This window comes from Sulfuricella sp. (assembly GCF_035531155.1).
In the GTDB taxonomy this organism is placed as follows: Bacteria; Pseudomonadota; Gammaproteobacteria; order Burkholderiales; family Sulfuricellaceae; genus Sulfuricella.
The window spans coordinates 1-21,812 of the sequence record NZ_DATKTK010000067.1; the positions used below are offsets into that span (position 1 = coordinate 1).

Annotated in this window: 19 protein-coding genes; 11 read left to right on the forward strand and 8 right to left on the reverse strand. The window is 58.4% G+C overall.

The features are described 5' to 3' along the window. The 11 genes from flgB to flgL all read left to right on the forward strand — a co-directional run. Positions 1 to 592: flagellar basal body rod protein FlgB (flgB, locus tag VMV64_RS15725; protein ID WP_325332026.1), on the forward strand; the 592-nt coding region annotated here is incomplete at its 5' end. Further along, complete coding sequence (gene flgC / locus VMV64_RS15730) at positions 592 to 1,002, forward strand: flagellar basal body rod protein FlgC (protein WP_325332028.1); 411 nt, start codon at positions 592 to 594, stop codon at positions 1,000 to 1,002. The genes flgB and flgC, both read left to right, overlap by 1 nt. 12 nt (positions 1,003 to 1,014) lie before the next feature. Continuing rightward, positions 1,015 to 1,665: a flagellar hook assembly protein FlgD gene (locus VMV64_RS15735; protein ID WP_325332030.1), complete on the forward strand. Its 651-nt coding sequence runs from the start codon at positions 1,015 to 1,017 to the stop codon at positions 1,663 to 1,665. Between the two features lie 13 nt (positions 1,666 to 1,678). Beyond that, a complete protein-coding gene (flgE, locus tag VMV64_RS15740) occupies positions 1,679 to 2,956 on the forward strand; it encodes a flagellar hook protein FlgE (RefSeq protein WP_325332032.1) in 1,278 nt (425 codons plus the stop codon). A gap of 30 nt (positions 2,957 to 2,986) precedes the next feature. Beyond that, positions 2,987 to 3,730: a flagellar basal-body rod protein FlgF gene (gene flgF, locus VMV64_RS15745; protein ID WP_325332034.1), complete on the forward strand. Its 744-nt coding sequence runs from the start codon at positions 2,987 to 2,989 to the stop codon at positions 3,728 to 3,730. A 12-nt stretch (positions 3,731 to 3,742) separates the two neighbouring features. After that, complete coding sequence (gene flgG / locus VMV64_RS15750; RefSeq protein WP_325332036.1) at positions 3,743 to 4,525, forward strand: flagellar basal-body rod protein FlgG; 783 nt, start codon at positions 3,743 to 3,745, stop codon at positions 4,523 to 4,525. A 24-nt stretch (positions 4,526 to 4,549) separates the two neighbouring features. Beyond that, on the forward strand, positions 4,550 to 5,434 hold the full coding sequence (locus VMV64_RS15755) for a flagellar basal body L-ring protein FlgH (protein WP_325332038.1): 885 nt from the start codon (positions 4,550 to 4,552) through the stop codon (positions 5,432 to 5,434). Between the two features lie 302 nt (positions 5,435 to 5,736). Then, complete coding sequence (locus tag VMV64_RS15760) at positions 5,737 to 6,840, forward strand: flagellar basal body P-ring protein FlgI (protein WP_325332040.1); 1,104 nt, start codon at positions 5,737 to 5,739, stop codon at positions 6,838 to 6,840. Between the two features lie 8 nt (positions 6,841 to 6,848). Continuing rightward, complete coding sequence (gene flgJ / locus VMV64_RS15765; protein WP_325332042.1) at positions 6,849 to 7,790, forward strand: flagellar assembly peptidoglycan hydrolase FlgJ; 942 nt, start codon at positions 6,849 to 6,851, stop codon at positions 7,788 to 7,790. Positions 7,791 to 7,882: 92 nt separating this feature from the next. Then, entirely contained in the window at positions 7,883 to 9,784 is a 1,902-nt protein-coding gene (flgK, locus tag VMV64_RS15770; RefSeq protein WP_325332044.1) for a flagellar hook-associated protein FlgK, read from the forward strand. A 9-nt stretch (positions 9,785 to 9,793) separates the two neighbouring features. Beyond that, positions 9,794 to 11,008, forward strand: coding sequence for a flagellar hook-associated protein FlgL (gene flgL / locus VMV64_RS15775; RefSeq protein WP_325332047.1), 1,215 nt, complete (start codon positions 9,794 to 9,796; stop codon positions 11,006 to 11,008). Positions 11,009 to 11,019: 11 nt separating this feature from the next. Here the strand turns inward: flgL and serB are convergent, their stop codons facing one another. From serB to VMV64_RS15815, 8 genes are all read right to left on the reverse strand, one after another. Further along, positions 11,020 to 11,463 (reverse strand): phosphoserine phosphatase SerB, encoded by a 444-nt coding sequence (serB, locus tag VMV64_RS15780; protein WP_325332049.1) that lies wholly within the window; start codon positions 11,461 to 11,463, stop codon positions 11,020 to 11,022. A gap of 41 nt (positions 11,464 to 11,504) precedes the next feature. After that, on the reverse strand, positions 11,505 to 11,678 hold the full coding sequence (locus VMV64_RS15785) for a hypothetical protein (RefSeq protein ID WP_325332051.1): 174 nt from the start codon (positions 11,676 to 11,678) through the stop codon (positions 11,505 to 11,507). Continuing rightward, positions 11,678 to 12,919, reverse strand: coding sequence for a DUF1015 domain-containing protein (locus tag VMV64_RS15790; protein ID WP_325332053.1), 1,242 nt, complete (start codon positions 12,917 to 12,919; stop codon positions 11,678 to 11,680). The genes VMV64_RS15785 and VMV64_RS15790 overlap by 1 nt, the downstream gene beginning before the upstream one ends. A gap of 306 nt (positions 12,920 to 13,225) precedes the next feature. After that, a complete protein-coding gene (locus tag VMV64_RS15795) occupies positions 13,226 to 14,611 on the reverse strand; it encodes an efflux transporter outer membrane subunit (RefSeq protein WP_325332055.1) in 1,386 nt (461 codons plus the stop codon). Further along, positions 14,604 to 17,729, reverse strand: coding sequence for an efflux RND transporter permease subunit (locus VMV64_RS15800; RefSeq protein WP_325332057.1), 3,126 nt, complete (start codon positions 17,727 to 17,729; stop codon positions 14,604 to 14,606). Before VMV64_RS15800 ends, VMV64_RS15795 begins: the two co-directional genes overlap by 8 nt. A 151-nt stretch (positions 17,730 to 17,880) precedes the next feature. Beyond that, positions 17,881 to 19,017, reverse strand: a complete 1,137-nt coding sequence (locus VMV64_RS15805; protein WP_325332059.1) for an efflux RND transporter periplasmic adaptor subunit — start codon at positions 19,015 to 19,017, stop codon at positions 17,881 to 17,883. Between the two features lie 13 nt (positions 19,018 to 19,030). Beyond that, positions 19,031 to 19,636: a TetR/AcrR family transcriptional regulator gene (locus VMV64_RS15810; RefSeq protein WP_325332061.1), complete on the reverse strand. Its 606-nt coding sequence runs from the start codon at positions 19,634 to 19,636 to the stop codon at positions 19,031 to 19,033. Between the two features lie 248 nt (positions 19,637 to 19,884). Then, a partial coding sequence (locus tag VMV64_RS15815; protein ID WP_325332063.1) for a GAF domain-containing sensor histidine kinase occupies positions 19,885 to 21,812 on the reverse strand: 1,928 nt, incomplete at its 5' end.

Sequence of the window (21,812 nt, forward strand, 5' to 3'; positions counted from 1 at the left end):
TCACCCATCACCCATCACCCATCACCCATCACCCATCACCCATCACCCATCACCCATCACCCATCACCCATCACCCATCACCCATCACCCATCACCCATCACCCATCACCCATCACCCATCACCCATCAGGTGCATGGCACGTTTTATGCTTTTATCCGTTTTGGCGAATTCGATTTCGGAGAACGGCAAGTGATCAATGGCATTAACAATGGGTTCAAGTTCATGGAGGATGCACTGAACTTGCGTGCATACCGGCAGCAGGTGCTGGCATCGAACATCGCCAATGCAGATACACCCAATTACAAAGCACGGGACATCGATTTCTCCAAGGAATTGCAGCGCGCCCAAGGCGTGCAGGTGGGGAGCCTGAATTTGAGTGCGACATCATCCAGGCATATGCAGGCTTCCGCCGGAACGCTGAATGCGCAAGCGCTTTACCGTGCCGCCGTGCAGCCCAGTATCGATGGCAATACCGTGGATATGGACGTGGAGCGGGCGCAGTTTGCCGACAATGCTATCCACTACCAGTTTGCTGTGGAATATCTGCGCGATGATTTCAGAAAAATGCAGTCTGCGATTCGAGGTGAATAATGTCCTTATCTAATGTGTTCAGTATCGCGGGCTCGGCCATGACGGCGCAATCGCAGCGCCTCAATGCGGTGGCGAGCAATCTTGCCAATGCGGACAGCGCAACCAGCTCGACCGGCCAACCCTATCGGGCGAAGCAGGTCGTGTTTAGCGCGATGCCGATTGGCGGTAGCGGCTCCGGAAGCGCCGGCGTGAAAGTGGCCGGGGTGATCGAGGATCCATCTCCAATGAAGCGCATGTACGATCCGAAACACCCGCTGGCGGACGCCCAGGGTTTTGTCACCATGCCCAATGTCAATGTGGTGGAGGAAATGGTCAACATGATCTCGGCCTCGCGTTCGTACCAGAATAATGCGGACATGATGAATACAGCGAAGACGCTGCTTATGAAAACCCTGACCTTGGGTCAATAAGGAGTAAGAACTATGAGTACGATTGACGCAGTCACGAGTGGAACCGGTGCGGCCACGACAACCAAAAGCGCTGTTCAGGAATCGGAAGATCGTTTCCTCAAGCTGCTGGTTACCCAGATGAGAAACCAGGATCCGCTTAACCCTTTGGATAATGCCCAGGTGACCTCTCAAATGGCGCAACTGAGCACAGTCAGCGGAATCGAGAAGCTGAATACAGCTTTGCAGGCCATGTCGAGCTCCTTTGCGGCCAGCCAGTCGCTGCAGGCTGCCGGCATGATCGGCCGCAGCGTGCTGGCGCCTGGTTCCAGCCTGCTGTTGCAAGACGGCGCTGCTGCCGGTGGTTTCGAGCTGAAGCAGTCTGTGGATCATGCCGTAGTCACGATCAAGGGCGCGGCGGGCAATACGCTGCATAGCGAGGATTTGGGCGCGCAGCAAGCCGGGAATGTGATGTTCCAGTGGGACGGGGTGACCGATAGCGGGGCTAACGCGGCCAATGGGCCTTATACCTTTGAAGTGAGTGCGACGCAGGGTGGTCAGAAGGTGGCGGCAGTGAACCTTGCCCTCGGCAGGGTGGGCAGTGTTTCCCTGGGTACTTCAGGAGTGATGCTCAACACTGACGTGTTGGGCAGTCTGGATGTCGCCACAGTTAAGCAGATTTTTTAGGCAGGAGTAAATCATGAGCTTTCAACAGGGATTGAGTGGACTGAACGCGGCTTCCAAGACTCTGGATGTCATCGGTAATAACGTGGCCAATACCAGCACTGTGGGCTATAAGCAGTCTCGTGCCGAATTCTCGGATGTTTATGCGGCGTCCTTGTCGGGCGCGGGCTCCTCGAATATCGGCTTGGGTACTCAAGTGGCGGCGGTGACGCAGCAGTTTACCCAGGGAAATATCACCGCCAGCAACAACCCCATGGACATAGCAATTAATGGCCGTGGGTTTTTCCGTATGAGCCAGAACGGGGCAATCAGCTATACCCGCAACGGCCAGTTCCAAATGGACAAGAACAATTTTATTGTTGATGCTCGCGGACTCCAGCTCACGGGTTTTGCGTTGAATACCACAACAGGTGTTCTCGACACCAGCACTCCGGCGCCTTTGCAGCTTAATACCGGTGATCAAACTCCCCTTCGTACCGGAGGTGCCGCCACCAGTCCAGGCGTGAACGCGCAACTAAACCTGGATTCGCGAAATACCATTATTCCTGTTGCAACCACCTTTAACTATCAAGATCCCACCAGTTTCAATCAGTCAACCTCGTTGGCGATTTATGACGAGCAAGGTAACCCTTACAGTCAAACCCTTTATTTCAAGAAGACAGCCATCAACACTTGGGAGGTTTACAGCACGCTGACTAACCCGCAAGGGGTTACTACTCCTCTGCCCCCCCCGGCTGCACAAACGCTTGTTACCACCTTGGGCTTTAATTCCTCCGGCACCCTGACGTCAGGAGGGCTTGCTACTGCCACCATGCCGGGTGCCCCGTTTGCGCTCTCCGGCGGGGGCTTTACCTACCCGGTCAGTTTTGCCGGCACGAGCCAGTTTGGTGCCAGTTTCGGGGTTAATGCGCTCAGTCAGGACGGATACTCTTCAGGCAAATTGACCGGCACCTCGATTAGCCCGGATGGATTTATCAACGGTCGCTACACCAATGGACAGACGAAGGTTCTGGGGCAGGTCACGGTAACCAATTTCCAGAATCCGCAGGGTTTGCAACCCATGGGCAACAACCAGTGGGGTGAGACCTCCGCTTCTGGTAACGCGGTTCCCGTGGCCGGGGTGCCCGGGACGGGGAGCTTGGGGGTGTTGCAGGCTTCCGCGGTGGAAGACTCCAACGTCGACCTGACGGCGGAGCTGGTGAACATGATTACCGCTCAGCGGGTTTACCAGGCCAACGCCCAGACGATTAAAACCCAAGATTCCGTGATGCAGACTCTGGTTAACCTCAGGTAATAACAGGACTCGAAGCTCAGGGCTAAAACTATGGATCGTCTGATCTACATCGCGATGAATGGCGCCAAACACACCATGCATCAGCAGGCGCAGGTGGCGCACAACCTGGCCAATGCTTCCACGACCGGCTACAAGGCGGAGGCCAATTCGTTTCGCGCCTTGCCGGTGCTGGGCGAAGGTGCGCAGACGCGCACCTTCGTCGTGGATTCGACCACTGGGGCGGATCTTTCCACTGGGGCGATCCAGAACACCGATCGCGATATGGATGTGGCGGTACAGGGCAAGGGCTGGATCGCTGTGCAGGCGGCGGATGGCAGCGAGGCCTACACCCGCAACGGCAGCCTTCTGGTTGGCGCCAACGGCTTGTTGCAAACTCGCAATGGCCTGACGGTGATGGGCGATGGCGGCCCATTGGCTGTTCCGCCTGATGCGGAAGTGACGATTGCCAAGGATGGCACGGTTTCGATCATTCCGATGGGGCAGGCCCCCAACACTGTTGCGACGGTTGGCAGGGTCAAGCTGGTCAACCCGCCGGAAGCGGACTTGGTCAAAAGTGGCGATGGTTTGTTCCGCCTGAATAGCGGCATACCCGCACCGGCGGACGCCAACGTGGTGTTGGCCCAAAAGTCGCTTGAAGCCAGCAATGTCAATGCAGTCGATGCGCTGGTCAGCATGATCAGCCTAGCACGTCAGTACGACATGCAGATAAAGCTGCTGCAAAACGCGGAGAGTAACGCGCAAAAAGCCAACCAAATTATGAACCTGAACGCATAAGGATAAACAACCATGATTCGTTCCCTGTGGATTGCCAAAACCGGCCTGGATGCCCAGCAGACCAATATCGACGTGATCTCCAACAACCTGGCGAACGTCAGTACCAATGGCTTCAAGCGGGCTCGACCGGTGTTCGAGGATCTGCTCTACCAGACGTTGCGTCAGCCGGGAGCCCAGTCCTCGCAGCAGACTCAGCTGCCTACCGGTTTGCAGCTGGGTACCGGTGTACGTCCGGTGGCTGTGGAGAAGATACACACCCAGGGTAATCTCCAACAGACTGGCAACAGTCTGGACGTGGCCATCAGCGGTAAAGGATTCCTCCAGATACTGATGCCGGATGGAACTACCTCCTATACTCGTGATGGTTCGTTTCAGGTCGACAGCCAGGGGCAGATGGTGACCGCCAGCGGGTATGCGTTGCAACCCGCGATTACCATTCCTTCGGATGCACTGAGTGTGACTATTGGCAAGGATGGCACCGTGACCGTGCTGCAGCCGGGATCTCCCACGCCGACGCAGGTAGGCACCCTGCAATTGGCGGGCTTCATCAACCCGGCCGGCTTGCAGAGTATCGGCGAAAATCTGTTCCAGGAAACCGCTGCTTCAGGCGCGCCGTCGGCCAATACGCCCGGCACCAATGGTTTGGGTTACCTTAATCAGAGCTATGTAGAAACCTCCAATGTAAATGTGGTGGAGGAAATGGTAAACATGATTCAGGCGCAGCGCGCTTATGAAATCAATTCCAAGGCGGTTACGGTTTCCGACCAGATGCTGCAGAAGCTGACGCAGTTGTGATGAGGGTGGGCAGGAGGTGAGGTCATGAAAGCGTTAAAAATTCAATTCGGCATGATGCCAGTAGTCCGTTCTGCCAAAACGGTGACAAATGAAACGGATGGATTTTTTCGCCAGGCTAGGCGCAGACTCGACGCCGTATGGGGTATACGGCAAGAGGATGCAACGACGCATGGTGGAAAAAGACGCCGTTTCATGTCTTCTGTTTGGCAGAACGGACTGCTAGTGTTGAGCCTGACTGCCTTGGTGGGATGCTCCACAGTGCCCTCCACCAACGTGCACCAGCCGATGAGCGTCAGACCGGCGCCAGCGCCGGAGCGCGCGGCATCGGGCGGAGCAATCTACCAGGCCAGTTACTCAAGGCCCTTGTTCGAGGATCGACGCGCCCGCAACATTGGGGATGTGCTCACGATTAACATCGTCGAGTCAACCAGTGCCAGCAAGAATGTCAGTTCTACCGCAGGGCGTACCAGTAGCGTCGCCGAAACGGCGGCAACACCCACGATTTTTGGCTATAAACCCTCGCCATCGAAACTGGGTGTTGCTGGACTTCTGGGCGGCGCCACTAATTTTGATTCTAGTGTAACTGCGTCTGGCGTCCAGAAATTCGAGGGCAAAGGAGATACCTCTCAGAAGAATGCGCTGCTGGGAACGCTCACCGTGACGGTCATTGACGTGCTGCCGAATGGTAATTTGCTGGTCAGCGGCGAGAAGCAGATGGGTATCAATGAGGGGACCGAATATGTACGCTTCTCAGGCGTGGTGAATCCGAGCACGATTTCGTCGGCGAATGTGGTTAGTTCGACCCAGGTGGCGGATGCGCGGATCGAGTTCAAGGGCCGGGGTGAGATAGATTCCGCTCAGGCAATGGGCTGGATGACCCGATTCTTCCTGTCGGTGCTGCCATTCTGAGCGGTGGTTTAGCTATTTAGGAGTTTCTTTCCTAAATGGTGTCTCCAGATAATCTTGCCGCAAGCGGCAATTCTTGCCGCTGCCTTTTCCCACTTTGCATCCAGGACGTTTGTAACGGCCCGTTTTAGCCGGGATTGTTCCACGCCATGAAGCCCTCTCCGCAATCCTCTCCCGCAAGCGGGAGAGGAGGCAAACGTGTAAGGCGCTTGTTATGATTTGGCACGTTTCATGCTTATTAAGTGGTTAAGTTAAAGTGTATAGCGAGCGGTAGGTTGTTAATTGCTGTCGGGCGGGGGGTTGAAATGAAGCTATCTTCAAAAATTATCGTGCTTGTGGTGACAGCACTGATTGCGCTTCCTATCCAGGCGGAACGCATCAAGGATTTGGCATCAATCCAGGGCGTGCGTAACAACCAGCTGATTGGCTATGGCTTGGTGGTGGGGCTGGATGGCAGTGGTGACCAGACGACCCAGACGCCGTTCACGGTGCAGAGCGTCGTCAGTATGCTGGGCCAACTCGGCGTGAACTTGCCTGCGGGAACCAGCTTGCAACTGAAAAATGTAGCGGCGGTAACGGTAACCTCTACGCTTCCTCCTTTCGCCAAACCGGGTCAGGCCCTGGATGTCACTGTTTCTTCTATCGGCAATGCCAAGAGCCTGCGTGGCGGCACTTTGCTGATGACGCCGTTGAAGGGCGCGGACAACCAAGTTTATGCCATGGCGCAAGGGAATTTACTGGTCGGCGGCGTGGGCGCCTCTTCCGGTGGCAGTAGCGCTCAGGTGAACCAGTTGAGCGTCGGTCGCATCACTGATGGCGCTACGGTGGAGCGGGCCGTAGACATGCCTCTGGGTCAGGGCGACTACATTACGCTGGAGTTGAAGGATTCCGACTATACCACCGCCAGCCGGGTCGTGACCTCGATTAACCGTTCCTTCGGGGAAGGCGCTGCCAATGCCGAGAACGGCCGTGTGATCAGAGTATTGGCGCCGCGCGACATCAACCAGAGGGTTTCTTTCCTGGCACGCATGGAAAATCTGACAGTGACCCCAGGCGAATCACTGGCCAAGGTCATCATGAACGCACGTACCGGTTCGGTGGTGATGAACAAATCGGTTATGGTGGAGGCTTGCGCCGTCGCACACGGCAGCCTGACCGTGTCCATCTCCAGCGAACCTCAGGTGAGCCAACCGGCGCCTTTATCCAGAGGGGAAACGGTGGTCACCCAGCAGGCGCAGATCGAAATCAAGGCGGAAAAAGGTGGGCTGGTGATGTTGCCGCGCAGCACTTCGCTGAATGATGTCGTGAAGGCACTGAACGCGGTAGGCGCGACGCCACAGGACCTGCTCGCGATTCTTCAGGCGATGAAGGCTGCGGGTGCGTTGCGCGCTGAACTGGAAATTATTTAGGAAAAATCATGATAGGGATGCAGGATATTTCCTCCCGGTTTGCGCTTGACGTTCAGAGCGTTGACAAGCTTCGCCTGCAGGCGAAGCAGGATCCCGATGCCGCGCTTAAAGCTGTCGCCCAGCAGTTCGAAGGCATTTTCATGAACATGATGTTGAAGAGCATGCGTGAAGCGACCCCGAAGGATGGGATGTTCGACAGCGAGCAGGGGAACCTTTTTACCCAACTGTTCGACCAGCAACTGGCGCAGAAGCTTTCCACGGGCAAGGGCCTCGGCGTGGCCGACATGCTGGTAAAGCAGCTGACCCGTTCCGGATTGGTCGCTTCTAACCCCAATCAGGAAAAAATAGCTCCGGAAAAAACAGCGCCACCCTCGATAGCTCCGGAACAATTCAAGCAAAAACAACTCAAATCACTTGACGCGCCCGGGCCGCTACGGCAGTGGACTGAGCGTGTGGAAAGCGCAGCTCCCGCCTTCAAGAACCCCAAGGATTTTGTCGACAAATTGTGGCCGCACGCGGTGGAAGCGGGTAAAGAACTGGGTATCCCACCCCATTTTCTGCTCGGCCAGGCGGCACTGGAGAGTGGTTGGGGCAAGCGCGCAATCCGTGGCCAGGACGGACAGGACAGTCTGAACCTGTTCGGCATCAAGGCCGGAGCAAAATGGGGCGGTGAGGTGGCGGCTGCGGCTACCACCGAATACGTTAATGGTGCGCCACAGGCCAGGCGTGAGGCGTTTCGTGCCTACGGCTCCTATGCGGAAAGCTTTCGCGACTATGCGGCGCTATTGCGAAACAGCCCACGCTATCAGGGAGTGTTTGGACAGGATGTTGATGCGGCAGGTTTTGCCCGTGTGATGCAGCAGGCGGGTTATGCGACTGACCCGATGTACGCTAGCAAACTTGCACGCGTGGTTAACAGCGAAACCATGCGGCAGGCGTTGGCTGGATAGTCTCAAGTTTTGTTTTTTTTTGCCGATAATAAGTTAATTAATTCCACTGGAAAAGCCACTTTCGAGGTGACCGGCTGGAAAGGAGAAGGTAGATGAGTAGTTACTCAATTGGTGTTAGTGCGTTGGCAACTGCCCAGGCAGGTCTGCTGACGACCGAACACAACATCAGTAACGTAAACACCCCGGGGTTTCATCGCCAGCAGATCGTCCAGAGCACAAATCTCCCACAATATACCGGCACCGGGTTTTTCGGTCAGGGTGTTCAAGTGGTTACGGTACAACGCATTTACAGCCAAATGCTGGACGGCCAGTTGATGCAGGCGCAAACCCAGTCTAGCCAGCTGGAATCCTACTACGCTCAGATCAAACAGCTGGATAATATGCTAGCCGATCCCAATGCCGGGGTGTCTCCGGCATTGCAGGAGTTCTTCAATGGTGTGCATGATGTAGCAGCCAGCCCGGCCTCGATTCCGTCGCGCCAGGCAATGTTGAGCGGCGCTCAGACGATGGTTGCTCGTTTCCAGGCGATCAACCAGCGCTTCACGGAGATCCGTGATGGCGTGAATAGCGAGGTAAGGAGCAGCGTTGGCGTCGTTAATTCTTATGCTCAGCAGATTGCCAACCTTAACCAGCAAATCGGGGTTGCTCATGGCGCGGCGGGGAACCAGCAGCCGGCTAATGACCTGCTGGATCAGCGTGACCAGCTGATCGCGGATCTAAATAAGATTATCAAGGTATCGACGGTCAAACAGGATGACGGCAGCTTGAATGTCTTTATTGGAAATGGACAGACGCTGGTCCTCGGTGCACAGGCTTTTACCATAGGGGCTGCACCTTCTCTGGAAGATCCGGAGAGGTTGGACGTAGGAGTGAGTTATGGTGGAAGCACCATCCTGCTCCCCAAGGGAAGCTTGACGGGCGGTACTTTAGGAGGGCTGCTGGCTTTTCGCGACGAGACGCTGGACTCTGCCCAGAATGCCTTGGGACGAACTGCAATCGGACTTGCGCAGACATTCAATGATCAGCATCGACTGGGCATGGATCTGAACGGGAATCTGGGAGGGGATTTTTTTACCGTAGCAAGCCCGAAGGTTATTCAAAACACTAAAAATACCGGAACAGCTACTCTGACCCCTCTCCCCAGCTTTTCCAATATTAGCTTGCTCAGAACCAGCGATTACAAGCTGGTGGCCACGGATGCTTTAGGGGGCTTTACAATAACGCGTTTGTCTGACGGGGCAACGGTGACGCCTGCATCGGAAGGGTTGGCGATTACCATGACCGCTGGTGCAGTCGTCGGCGACAGCTTCTTGATAAAGCCAACGATCAACGGTGCGCGTGATATTTCAGTAAAACTGACAGATACATCTACGATAGCAGCAGCTGCGCCAATCAAGACGAACGAAACGCTCAGCAATACTGGATCGGGAACGATTAGTGCTGGCAGCGTAAATACTCCGCCTCCGCCGAATGCCAACCTGCTGCAGCCTGTTACCATCACGTTTAACAATCCGCCGACAACCTTTGCCGTCAACGGAGTCGGAACCGGTAACCCGGCAGCTGTGGCCTATACGTCAGGCGCTAACATTACCTATAACGGTTGGACAGTGCAAATCAGCGGCACGCCGACGGCGAATGACAGCTTTACCGTCGGAACCAATATCGGCGGTGTGGCCGACAACCGTAACGTGCTGCTGTTGGCGGGGTTGCAAACGCAAAATACCCTTGCTGGTGGAACAACAACTTACCAGGGGGCTTACAGCCAACTGGTCAGCTCCGTGGGTAACAAGACTCGTGAGGTCGAAGTGACGGGCAAGGCACAGGCCAACCTGGTATTGCATACCCAGCAGGCGCAGCAGGCCTTATCTGGTGTCAATCTCGATGAGGAAGCAGCAAATCTGATGCGCTACCAGCAGGCTTATCAGGCCGCCGGAAAGATGATGCAGATTTCCACTAGTTTGTTCGACGTTTTGCTCGGCCTGGGAAGCAATTAAGGAGAGATCATGCGCATCAGCACTAATACGATATACGACATGGGTGTCGCTAGCGTTCAGCAGTCGACTTCTGACCTGATAAGGACTCAACAACAGGTTTCTTCCGGCCGTCGGATTTTGTCTCCTTCAGACGATCCGGTGGCATCCGCACGAGTGCTTGATCTCTCGCAATCGCAATCGCTTAACAAACAGTATGACACCAATACGGGATCAGCAACCAGCAGCCTTGGCCTGGAAGAAAGCATGCTGAGCAGCGTTGGCAACCTGATCCAGGATGTGCGGACTTACGCGCTCCAGGCGGCCAATGCGCCCTTGAGTGACCAGGACCGTGCCAGTATAGCTGTGGATCTGCGTGGCCGTTATCAGGAGTTGCTAGGGTTGGCGAACAGCACCGATGGTAATGGCCAGTATATGTTCTCGGGCTACAAAGGAGTAACCAAGCCGTTTGTGGAAACCTCGTTGGGCAATGTGACCTATCAGGGTGATCAGGGGCAGCGCCTGATCCAGATCAGCCCGTCACGGCAGATGGCGGTGAGCGATTCCGGCACAGATGTTTTTCAGCGCATCAAGAATGGGAACGGCACGATTGTCGGCTTGGCGGCGGTCGCGAATACCGGTTCTGGAGTAATTGATCCGGCGACTGTGACCAACCTGGCAGATGCCAATATTTGCCAGACGGTCAGCATCGTCTTCAACAATCCGCCGACAACCTTCAATGCGACCGGCACCGGTATCATCCCCCCGGTTGGCGTGGCCGTGCCCTATACTTCGGGTTCGACGATCAGCTACAACGGCTGGAGCACGAGCATCAAGGGAACTCCGGTGTCGGGTGACACCTTCACGGTGCAGCCCAGCAGCAATGCGGATATGTTCAAGACCTTGGGCGATTTGATCACTCAACTCGAAACACCCATTCAAGGCGGCGGAGCAGGCGCAACGGCCAAGCTTGCAAATGGTATTAATACTGCCATACAGAATTTTGACCAGTCACTGCAAAATGTCCTGACCGTGCGGGCTTCGGTCGGCTCGCGGATGCGGGAAGTGGATTCGGTTAAAAGCACCGGCGAGGATTTGCAGTTGCAGTACCAGCAAACCATTTCAAGCTTGCAGGATCTGGATTACGCCAAGGCGATCACCGATCTGACACGCCAGAAGACTATGCTGGAAGCGGCGCAACTGTCTTTCACGAAAATTCAGGGCCTCTCCCTGTTCAACTATATGTAGGCTCTCTGTTATTACGACTCGGAGAACAGCTTGAGTACCCCATCCAGGCCAGTGCTCTCCAGCGTATAATGGGTCTGTGACTTGACCACGGGTTTTGCGCAATAGGCGATGCCAATACCGGCAGCAGCCAGCATTTTCAGATCGTTGGCGCCGTCGCCGATGGCGATAGTCTGTTCCTTCATTAATCCAAGCTTCATCCGAACTCTGTCCAGATAGTCAGCCTTACCCTGGCCGTCGAGAATCTTGCCCAGAATCCTTCCGGTAAGCTTGCCATCCATGATTTCAATTCGGTTGGATATCGAATAATCCAGTCCCAGCCGGATTTTCAGTCTCTCTGTAAAATAATCGAAGCCACCGGAAATGAGCAGAGTCTTAATGCCTAGACGCTTAAGCTCGGCGATAAGCTGTTCCGCGCCGGGGGTGAGTTTCACCTGCTCGTCGTAGACGCGCTGCAATATGCTTTGATCCAGGCCCTTGAACAGGGCGACGCGACGGGTCAGGCTCTCGCGAAGTCGATCTCGCCTCGCATGGCGGCTTCCGTGATCGGTGCCACCTGTTCCCTGATGACGGCCAGGTCGGCGATTTCATCCAGAGTTTCGACTGCAATCAGGGTGGAATCCATGTCCATGGCCACCAGCCCGAACTCCCTGAGGCGGCGTTTCTCCGGCATCAATCCAGTACGTGCGACACCAGGCCGTCGGCCAGCTTGGGCTCGAACCAGGTGGACTTGGGCGGCATCACTTCGCCCGCATCGGCGACTGCCATCAGGTCTTCCATGCGGGTTGCGAACAGGGCGAAGGCGGCGGCCATTTCGCCGCTGTCGACGCGTTTTTCCAGCTCAGCCAGGCCGCGGATGCCACCGACGAAGTCGATGCGCTTATCGCGGCGCGGGTCGTTGATTCCGAGCACCGGCGCGATAAGGTGATTCTGCAGCAGGCTGACATCGAGGCGCGCAACGGGGTCGCTTTGAGGAATCAGGTTGGCACGAATTTCCAGGCGGTACCACTGGCCGGGCAGATAGAGGCCGAACTCATTGGGTTTGGCCGGCTTGACCGGTGCGGCGCTTACCTGCACCGAAAACTGCTCGCCGATGCGCTTGAGGAATGCGGCTGAGTCCAGGCCATTCAGATCAATGACCACGCGGTTGTAGTCCATGATTTTCATCTGATGATGGGGGAAAATCACGGACAGAAAATAGTTATAACTCTCCCCGCCGCTGTGCTGCGGGTTGGCTGCCTTGCGGGTGGCGCAGATGCGTGAGGCGGCGGCCGAGCGGTGGTGGCCGTCAGCGATGTAAATTGCAGGCATGGCGTCGAAGGCCGCCGTCAGTCTGGCCAGTGTTGCGCTGTCGCGTATCACCCATATCGTATGGCGAATTCCATCTTCAGCGGTCACATCGGCATCCGGCTCAACAGTCGAGGCGAGTGCCAGGATCTCGTCCACTTCCGGCGCACTGGGGTAGGCCAGCAGCACCGGGCCGGTCTGGGCATTCAGCGCATCGATCTGGCGCACCCGGTCGTCTTCCTTGTCGGGCCGGGTGAACTCGTGCTTGCGGATGCGGTTGGTGTCGTAATCCGCCACCGAAGCCGCCGCGACCAGGCCGATCTGGCTGTGGCCGCCCATGATCAGGCGGTAGGCGTAATAGCAGGGCGCAGCGTCGCGTTTCAGTACGCCTTCGGCCAGCATTTTTTTCAGGTTCTCCGCTGCCTTGGCGTAGACCTCTGGAGCATAAGGATTGGTGCCCGCCGGCAAATCGATTTCCGGCTTGGAAATGTGCAGGAAGCTCCACGGCTTACCGGCGGCACGCTCGCGCGCCTCGTCGGTGGAAAGCACGTCGTAGGGCGGAGCTGCGACGTCGGTAGCGCGGTTGTGGGCGGGTCTGAGACCGGTAAACGGGCGGATCAGATGCATGAAGAATTCCTTGGTTTTTTTAATCCGCCTATTTTAACCGTCATCGCCGACATCAACTACAAAAAATGGCGGTCCAATCGTTTTGCGGGTTAACTCCAATACTGTCTACTAAATGAGGCATCACATGTAGGTTGGGTTAGGCGCGGCTTTTAGCACCGTAACCCAACAAACCCAATCTTCCCTGTAAACGCCGGCCTTGCTTAGAGGCGCCTACTTTTGGTGGATGTTTGGGTCTGTTGGGTTACGCGATAAGGCCGCTAACCCAACCTACATGTCGATATCTCGCTTAAGTAAACAGTCTTTTGGTCAACCCCCGCCGCCGCCCAGCGCCTTGTAAAGCTGGGCGGCAGCGGTGAGCCCGGCGCTCCGGGTCTGCACCGTGGCTTGCTGGGCTGAAAAGGATTCTCGCTGCGCATCCAGCACTTCGAGGTGGCTGGTGACGCCCGCCTTGTAGCGAGCTTGCGTCAGGCGCAGGCGCTCGCTCTGGGCCTTTTCTGCAGCTTGCTGCGCGCGCAGTTGCTCGACCAGATGGGTGCGGGCGGCGAGGAGATCGGCCACTTCGCGGAAGGCCTGCTGGATGGTCTTCTCGTACTCGGCCACGGCGATGACTTTGCGTGCCTCGGCGAGATCCACCCCGGAGCTGATGCGACCGCCATCGAACAGCGGCAGGCGCAATGCCGGCTGGAAATTCCAGCTTTCGCTGCCCCCGCCGAACAGCCCTGAAAGGGCGCTGCTCGCCGTCCCCAGGCCGGCAGTCAGGCTAATGCGCGGCAGGAAGGCGGCGCGCGCGGCACCGATGTTGGCATTGGCGGCAATCAATCTTTTTTCCGCAGCCAGCACGTCGGGGCGCTGGAGCAGTACTTCCGCAGGCAGGTCCGCGGCCAAGTCGGCAACAATGCCCTGATCCGGGAGCGCGCGCCCTTCGGGCAGGCTGGACGGTTGCCGGCCAACGAGCAGCGCCAGCGCATTCGCGGCGGCGGCCTGCTGGCGTTGCAGGCTGGCGAGCTCCGCGCGCACCTGTTCCAGGGCGCCGTCCGCCTGCAGGAAGTCGAGGTCGCCGGCCAGCCCCACTTCCCGCCGGCGGGCGATCATGGTGCGGGTTTCCTCGCGGCTCTTCACGGTTTCATGTGCAAGCCGCGTGCGTTCCTCCATTTCAAGCAGGGTGAAATAGGCGTTGGCGACCTCGGAAATGAGCGACAGGTGCAGGGCGCGCCGGGCTTCCTCGGTGGCGAGATAGCTCGCCAACGAGGCTTCGTTGAGGCTTTTCACCCGCCCCCAGAAATCCAGCTCGAAAGACAGCAACGAGAACCCCACGTCGTAGCGATGGCTGGTGAGCCTGCTCCCCGTGGGGGACAGGTCGCCCGGCGTGCGCACCGATTGCCCGCTTCCGGCCACATCGACGTTGGGCAACCGGTCGGCGCGAGCGATGCCATAGAGGGCGCGAGCTTCCTCGACACGCGCGGCGGCGATCCGCATATCCCGGTTGTGTTCGAGGGCGGCGGCGATCAGGGCCTGCAGCTTTTGATCGGGGAAAAAGCTGCGCCAGTCGAGTTCGGCTGCCTTGCGCACGCCGTCCGGCTGGGCAGTTTGCGGCCATTGCGCGGCGACCGGCGGCTCGGGCCGCTGGTAGTCGGGCATCAGCGAACAGCCTGCCAAAGCGGTGCCCAGGGCGATGATGAGCGACTTACGCATGATCGTTCTCCACGTGTCGGCGGGGATGGCCGGGGAAGATTTTTCGCACCACGACGAAGAATACCGGCACCAGGAAGATCGCCAGCAGGGTGGCCGCAAGCATGCCGCCGATGACGCCGGTGCCGATGGCGTGGCGGCTGTTGGCCCCTGCCCCGGTTGAGATCGCCAGTGGCAGCACGCCCAGAATGAAGGCGAAGGAGGTCATCAGGATCGGCCTGAAACGCAGACGGCAGGCCTCCAGGGTGGCTTCGACCAGCCCCATACCTTGTTCCTGCAGGTCGCGGGCGAATTCGATGATCAGAATGGCGTTCTTGCTGGAAAGCCCGATGATGGCGATGAGGCCGACCTTGAAATAGACGTCGTTGGGCAAGCCGCGCAACGTCACCGCCAGGGTTGCGCCGAAGATGCCCAGCGGTACTACCAGGAGCACAGCAAAGGGAATCGACCAGCTTTCATACAGTGCGGCCAGCGCGAGGAAAACCACCAGCAGCGACAGTGCAAAGAGGAAGGGCGCCTGACTGCCGGAGAGCTTTTCCTCGAACGAGGTGCCGGACCACTCGAATCCGATCCCTGGCGGCAGCTTCCTGGTTAGCTCCTCCATGGTCAGCATCGCCTCGCCGGTGCTGTGGCCGGGTGCCGGGCCGCCAGAGATTTTCATGGCGGGCAGGCCGTTGTAGCGGTCTAGCTTGGGCGAACCGACGATCCAGCGCGGCGTGACCAGTTCGGCCAGCGGAACCATTCCGCCATCCCGGTTCCTGACCGACAGGCGCAGGATCTTCTCCGGTGTGGTGCGCAAGTCTGCTTCGGCCTGCATCTGCACGCGCAGAATCCGTCCTTGGCGCTCGAAGTCGTTGATGTAGGCGACCCCCAGGGTGGATTGCAGGGTTTCGTTGAGGTCGGCAATGGAAACGCCGAGGGTTTCAGCCTTGCGCCGGTCGATGTCGAGCAACAGTTGCGGTCCGGCCTCCTGCCCTTCCGGCCGCACACCGGCCAGGTTATGGTTCTGCCCGGCCAGTCCCAGCGCCATGTTGCGCGCTTCGAGTAGTTTCTCGCGGCCGAGGCCCGCGCGGTCCTGCAGGCGGAGGTCGAAGCCGCCGGTGGAGGCGAGTTCCGGAATGGGCGGCGGATTAACGGCAAAAATCATCGCCTGCTTGATCTGGAAAAACGCCATGTTGGCGCGCTGCACCAGCGCCGTGGAGGTATGCTCGGCTCCCTTGCGCTCGTCCCAGTCCTTGAGTCGTACGAAAGCGAGCGCTGCGTTCTGGCCGCGGCCAAAGAAGGAGAAACCGACCACGCCGATGACTTTGGCCACTTCCGGCTGTTTGAGGTAATACTGCTCGACCTGGGAGAGCACCTCGATCGTGCGCTCTTGCGAGGCGCCCGGCGGCAATTGCACCATGTTGATGAAGTAGCCCTGGTCTTCATCGGGCAGGAAACTGCCGGGCAGGTGCATGAACAGCCAGCCGGTCGCGCCGATGATGGCGGCGTAAAGCACCAGGTAGCGCCCGGTTTTCTTGAGTGCCAGCGCGACCCAGGACTGGTAGCCCTGGGTGGTGCGTTCGAAGGAGCGGTTGAACCAGCCGAAGAAGCCCTTGCTGGGCCGATACTCCTTGCCCGGTTCGTGCTTGAGCAGCGTGGCGCATAGGGCTGGCGTCAGCGTCAGCGCCATCAGGGCCGAGAACAGCATGGTGAGGATAAGGGTGACGGCAAACTGGCGGTAGATGACGCCGACCGAACCGCCGAAGAAGATCATCGGCGCGAATACCGCCGACAGCACCAGGGTGATGCCGATGATGGCGTTGAAGATCTGGTCCATCGCCTTGCGCGCGGCTTCCCGAGGCGCCAGCCCTTCCGAACGCATGATGCGCTCCACCGCCTCCACCACCACGATGGCGTCATCCACCACGATACCGATGGCCAGCACCATGGCGAAGAGGGTGAGCACGTTGATCGAGTAGCCGAATACATACAGCCCGGCAAGGGCGCCGGTGAGAGCGACCGGCACGACGATGGTGGGGATGAGGGTGGCGCGGAAATTCTCCAGGAACAGGAACATCACCAGGAATACCAGTACCACTGCCTCTGCCAATGTCAGCAACACCTCCTTGATGGAAATATCGACGAAGCGCGAGGTGTCGTAGGGCACGTCCCAGGTCACCCCCTTGGGAAAGTAGGGCGCCATCTCATCCATTTTGGCGCGCACTGCCTTGACCACGTCCAGCGCGTTGCCGTTGGGCGCCACGCGGATGGCGATGGCTGCGGTCGGCTGTCCGTTGAGGCGGGCGAAGATGTTGTAGTCTTGCGAGCCCAGCTCCACCCTGGCAACGTCCTTCACCCGCACGGCGGAGCCGTCCGGCTGGGTACGGATGAGAATATTGCCGAACTCCTCGGGCGTTGACAGTCGGCTGCGCGTGACGATCACCGCGTTCAGCTGCTGGCCGGCAGCAGCCGGCGCCTGCCCCAGCTCGCCGGTAGCGAGTTCCACGTTCTGGGCGCGCACCGCACGGGTCACGTCGGCGGGCGAGAGGTTGTAGGCCTGGAGTTTTTCCGGCTGGAGCCACAGGCGCATCGAATACTCGGTTCCGAAGAGCAGGGCCTCGCCCACGCCCTTGACGCGCCGCAGCGGGTCGAGCACGCTGGCGGCGGCGAAACTGCCGAGATCGACGGCCTTCAGGCTATTGTCCGGCGAATGCAGGGCGACGAACATCACATAGTTGCGCGAGGGCTTGGTCACCGACACCCCCACCCGCCGCACGTCGTCGGGCAGGCGCGCCTCGATGCGCTTGTAGCGGTTTTGCGCTTCCACCGAGGCGATGTCGATATTGGTGCCTGGCTCGAAGGTCAGGGTCACCGTGCCCGTGCCCAGTTCCGAGGCCGACTCCATGTAGAGCAGGTGTTCGATGCCGTTCATTTCCTGCTCGATCAGGGCAGTCACCGTATCTTCGACCACCTTGGCCGAGGCGCCCGGATAGACGATGTTGAAGGCGATGGAAGGAGGGGCGACCGCCGGATACTGGGACAGCGGCAGACCCCTGATGGCGAGGCCGCCGGCGAGCATGATCGCCAGGGCGATTACCCAGGCGAAGACCGGACGGTCGATGAAGAATTTGGCGAACATGGCGAATCCTTATTATTACGATAACCCCCCTGGCATAGCGGGGGACTTACAAAGTTTGGTAGTTCCGGGAAAGGATTTCTTCCCATAGGCCGTTCGACCTGAGCTTGTCGAAGGGCCGTTTATGGTTCGACAAGCTCACCACGAACGGCTTTTACTTTTTTTCACCTGCCGGCGGCTGCGCGGCAGGGGCGGCGTTCGGATTCCACGGCACCGGTTTTACCGGTGTACCGGGGCGCGCTTTCTGCAGGCCGTTGACGATTACCTGCTCGCCGCCTTTCAGGCCTTCGGCGATGACGAAATCGCCACCGCTCATGCCGCCGGTTTTCACCGGCCTGGGCGCCGCCTTGCCTTCGTTATCCACGATCATGACGATTTGCCCCTGAGGACTCGGCTGCACGGCGCGCTGAGGTACCCGGATGGCCTGGTCGAGCAGGGCTTCCGGGAAGCGGATGCGCACAAAGGTGCCGGGCAGCAATTCATGCCTGGGGTTGGGAAACACGGCGCGCAGGGAAACGCTGCCGGTCGCCGGATCGACAGCAAGGTCCGAGAACATCAGCTTGCCAGGCTGCGGATAGATACTGCCGTCTTCCAGCACCATTTCCACCCTGGCCTGCTCCGCCATCTTGAGCTTGCCCGCCTTCACGGCCTGCCTGAGTCGGAGCAGATCGGCGCCGGGCTGGGTAAAGTTGGCGTAGATGGGGTCGATCTGTTCGATGGTGGCCAGATGCGTCGCCGTGCTACGGCTCACCAGTGCTCCTTCGGTCACCAGGGCGCGACCGATGCGGCCGGAAATCGGTGCCGGCACGGCGGTGTTCTCCTGGTCGATGCGGGCGCGTGTCAGCGCCACTTCGGCCTGCTTCACCCTGGCCTCGGCCAGATCGAATTCCTGCTGGCTCACCGCCTTGATTTCGAGCAGGGGCCGGTAGCGGTCGAGAGTCAGGCGGGCGACGGCCAGATCCGCCTTGGCCGCGTCGAAAGACGCCTGGTAGTTGCGCGGGTCGATGCGAAACAAGGTGGCGCCTTCCTTGACATCGGTACCTTCGGCAAACAGGCGCTTCTCCAGAATGCCATCCACCTGGGCCCGCACCTGCGCGGTGCGAAAGGCCTGCAACCGGCCCGGCAGCTCTTGGGTGAGGGTGGCCGAACCCGGCGTGACGGTGATGACATCCACTTCCGGCGGCGGCATGGCCGGACCGCCGGGGCCGGCCGCGGGTTTTTGGTCGCCCCCCTTACCGCAACCCGCAAGCGCGGCTGTCAGTAGAAGCATCAGCAGAATATTTCGGTTCATATTCGGTTCCTTGTTAATGATTTGGGTCGTAGGCGCGCAAAAAGCAGTCAACGATTTGCCCGATTCGAGATTCTTCTAAGGCTTCAGGCAGTGGGGTATTGCTGCTGAGGCGCCGAAAGTGATCGATATTATTGAGCATGCCTACCAGCATTTCGGCGGCAAAGCGAGGATCGTCCTGGCGCAGGCGACCTGCCGCCATGGCACTGCCGAGAAAATCCGCCAGCCGGGCGGCGGTCTGTTCCGGTCCCTTGGCGAAGAAGGCTAGTGCCAGAGTCGGGAAGCGCGCTGTTTCAGCCATCAGGGTGCGGAACATGGCCAACCCCTCGTCACCCAGCACCTTCTGGCGGAAGGCCGCGCCAAAGCGGAGGAGGGTGGCGCGCACGTCGTCCGTCTGGCCGTCCAGCGTAACCACAATGGCGGCTGAAACCAGACCAACCGATTCGCTGAACAGCTCATCCTTGCTGGGAAAATGATTGTAGAGCGTCTGTTTGGCCACGCCGGCACGGGCTGCGATGCCATCCACACTGGCCCGGTAGCCTTCCTCCATGAAGGCTACCCTGGCCGCCTGGATCAGGCGGTTGCGGGTATCGGCGACGGCGGCTTCTGCAGGATTGGACATATGAATTTCTAATGCATACGATGTGGACTGGACAGTCTAGTCCATGCGTTTGCGGAGGTCAATCGTGTTATGCAGCGTGACAGAGATGATCAGCCCGGCCGGAGTCAGGTCGTCGCTGTCACGCTATTTGTTGCATCAGCTTGACTTGATTCTGCCGGCTGCAATGGACGGGTACCGACCCGCAGCGGTCATTCACCGCTTTCTACTCGACCGTCGGCTTAGCAGCTTAAACGGTTATCCCGTTCCGGCTACCTGTCCGGTACTTCCGTGCCAACATCGGTCATTCGCGCAACTGGAGCGTCTTCTGGCCGACTCGCTATCCATGGCAGGCTTACCCGCACCGTTGTTCCTTTGCCCGACGCGCTGGTGATTTGGGCCTTTCCGCCCACCATGGCGGCGCGTTCCCTGATCCCGAGCAAGCCGAAGGATTGGGTTTTCTGGGTATTCAGGTCGAATCCTTTTCCGTTATCCGTGACCGTCAACATCAGCACAGTACCCCATTCGCTCAAGGCGATGCTGACCCTGCTCGCCTTGGCGTGCTTCGCCACGTTGGTCAGCGACTCCTGAATAATCCGGAAGATTGTAGTGGATTGATTTCCATCCAGTGTTAGATCTTCCTCGGGCAAGCGAAGGTCGCATTCGATTCCTGTGTTCCTCTCAAATTCTTGCACATACCTTTTGATTGCGAACGTAAGCCCCACTTCATCGAGCAGGCAAGGCCTCAGCTCGGTGACGGTCCGATGCAGGGCCTGAATTCCGGCTGCGACCAGATTCGCCAGGTTGTCCATCTCAGTCATGAGGTCCGTCATTTCCGTGGGGGGGTGCGCCGCCATCAGGGAAACTTTCACGTTGAGAGCCGCCAGCACGCCGCCCATCTCGTCATGGAGTTCGCGCGCGATTCGCTTTTGTTCCTCCTCCCTGACCGCTTCCAGGTGGGTGGTGAGCTTTTCCAGTTCTTTATAGGACTCGTTGAGTCTTTCCTCCGCGAGCTTGCGCCGGTCTTCGCGCACAAAGTTATTCAAGGCAAGGGAGATGTCTCTGGAAAGGTCGGAAAGTAGTTTCGTCAGTTCCTGATCGAAAAAATTTGCTTCCTCCGCATAGAGCGTCAGCGCCCCAACCGCCTGTCCTTCAAGCTCCAGGGGGCATGAGGCGACGGCGCGAAGCCCATGCTTTCGAGCGTTTTCCTGCCAGAGGAGGCTGCGGGGATCGTTGAGAAAGTCATTGAAGACGTATTCCCTTTTGTCGCGGATCGTCATACCGACGGGGCCGCACCCCTCGGGTTTGTCGGCATCGATGGAAACATAAATGTTGTCGAGATACCCTATGGCCTCGCCGCTAGATGCAGCGATCTTTACCGTAGAAGTTTCGTCATCCACCAGGCCGATCCACGCCAGCTTGAACTGGCCGTACTCGATGGCGATGCGGCAGATTTCCTGGAGCAGCAAGTCCCGATCCCTGATCTGCACGATAGCCTCGTTGGTCCGGCTTATCGCTGCATAGAGGTTATTGAGGCGGCGAATCTGCCTCTCTGCCGTTTTGCTCTTTGTGATGTCACTCAGCACAATGCGGAGTACGGGCGCACCATCGGCGTCCTTTGCGACGGTCACAGCCAGATGCACCCAGAATTGGGCACCATCTTTCTTCACCATTCGCAACTCGCACGACTGCGGCTTACCGTCCCCCAAGAGCCGTTTGCGGAACAGGTAATAGATGTTCTGATCTTCCTTGAGGATAAACGGAGTCAAAAGTTGCTTGGTCAGCGCGCACCGGGTCAAGCCAAGCAGGGTGGCTGCGGTGAGGTTGGCTTGCAGGATCAAACCCCGCTCGCTGAGGGTGCAATATCCCACCGGCGCCAGGTCATAGAGGTCGAAATATTGCGCATGCGCGGCTTCCAGTTCAACCTGCGACTGTCGCAAATTCTCGTTCTGCATCTCCAACTCGACCTGGTGCACCTGAAGTTCATGCAGGAGGTCCTCGGCAGGTCGCGGCTTTAGATTTGGATCGTGCGCGAGTTTCGTCTCGGCTTCCTGTCGCAATGTAAGCGGCCAGCCGCTCCACCTGTAGTTTCCCGCTAATCCCGTGCATTCTGGGTGCTTTTTCGGAGGGACTCCAGATGGCGAAGAGGCATGGGCAGGCATTCTGGCGAGCGCATCTTGAAGCTTGGCATCGGAGTGAT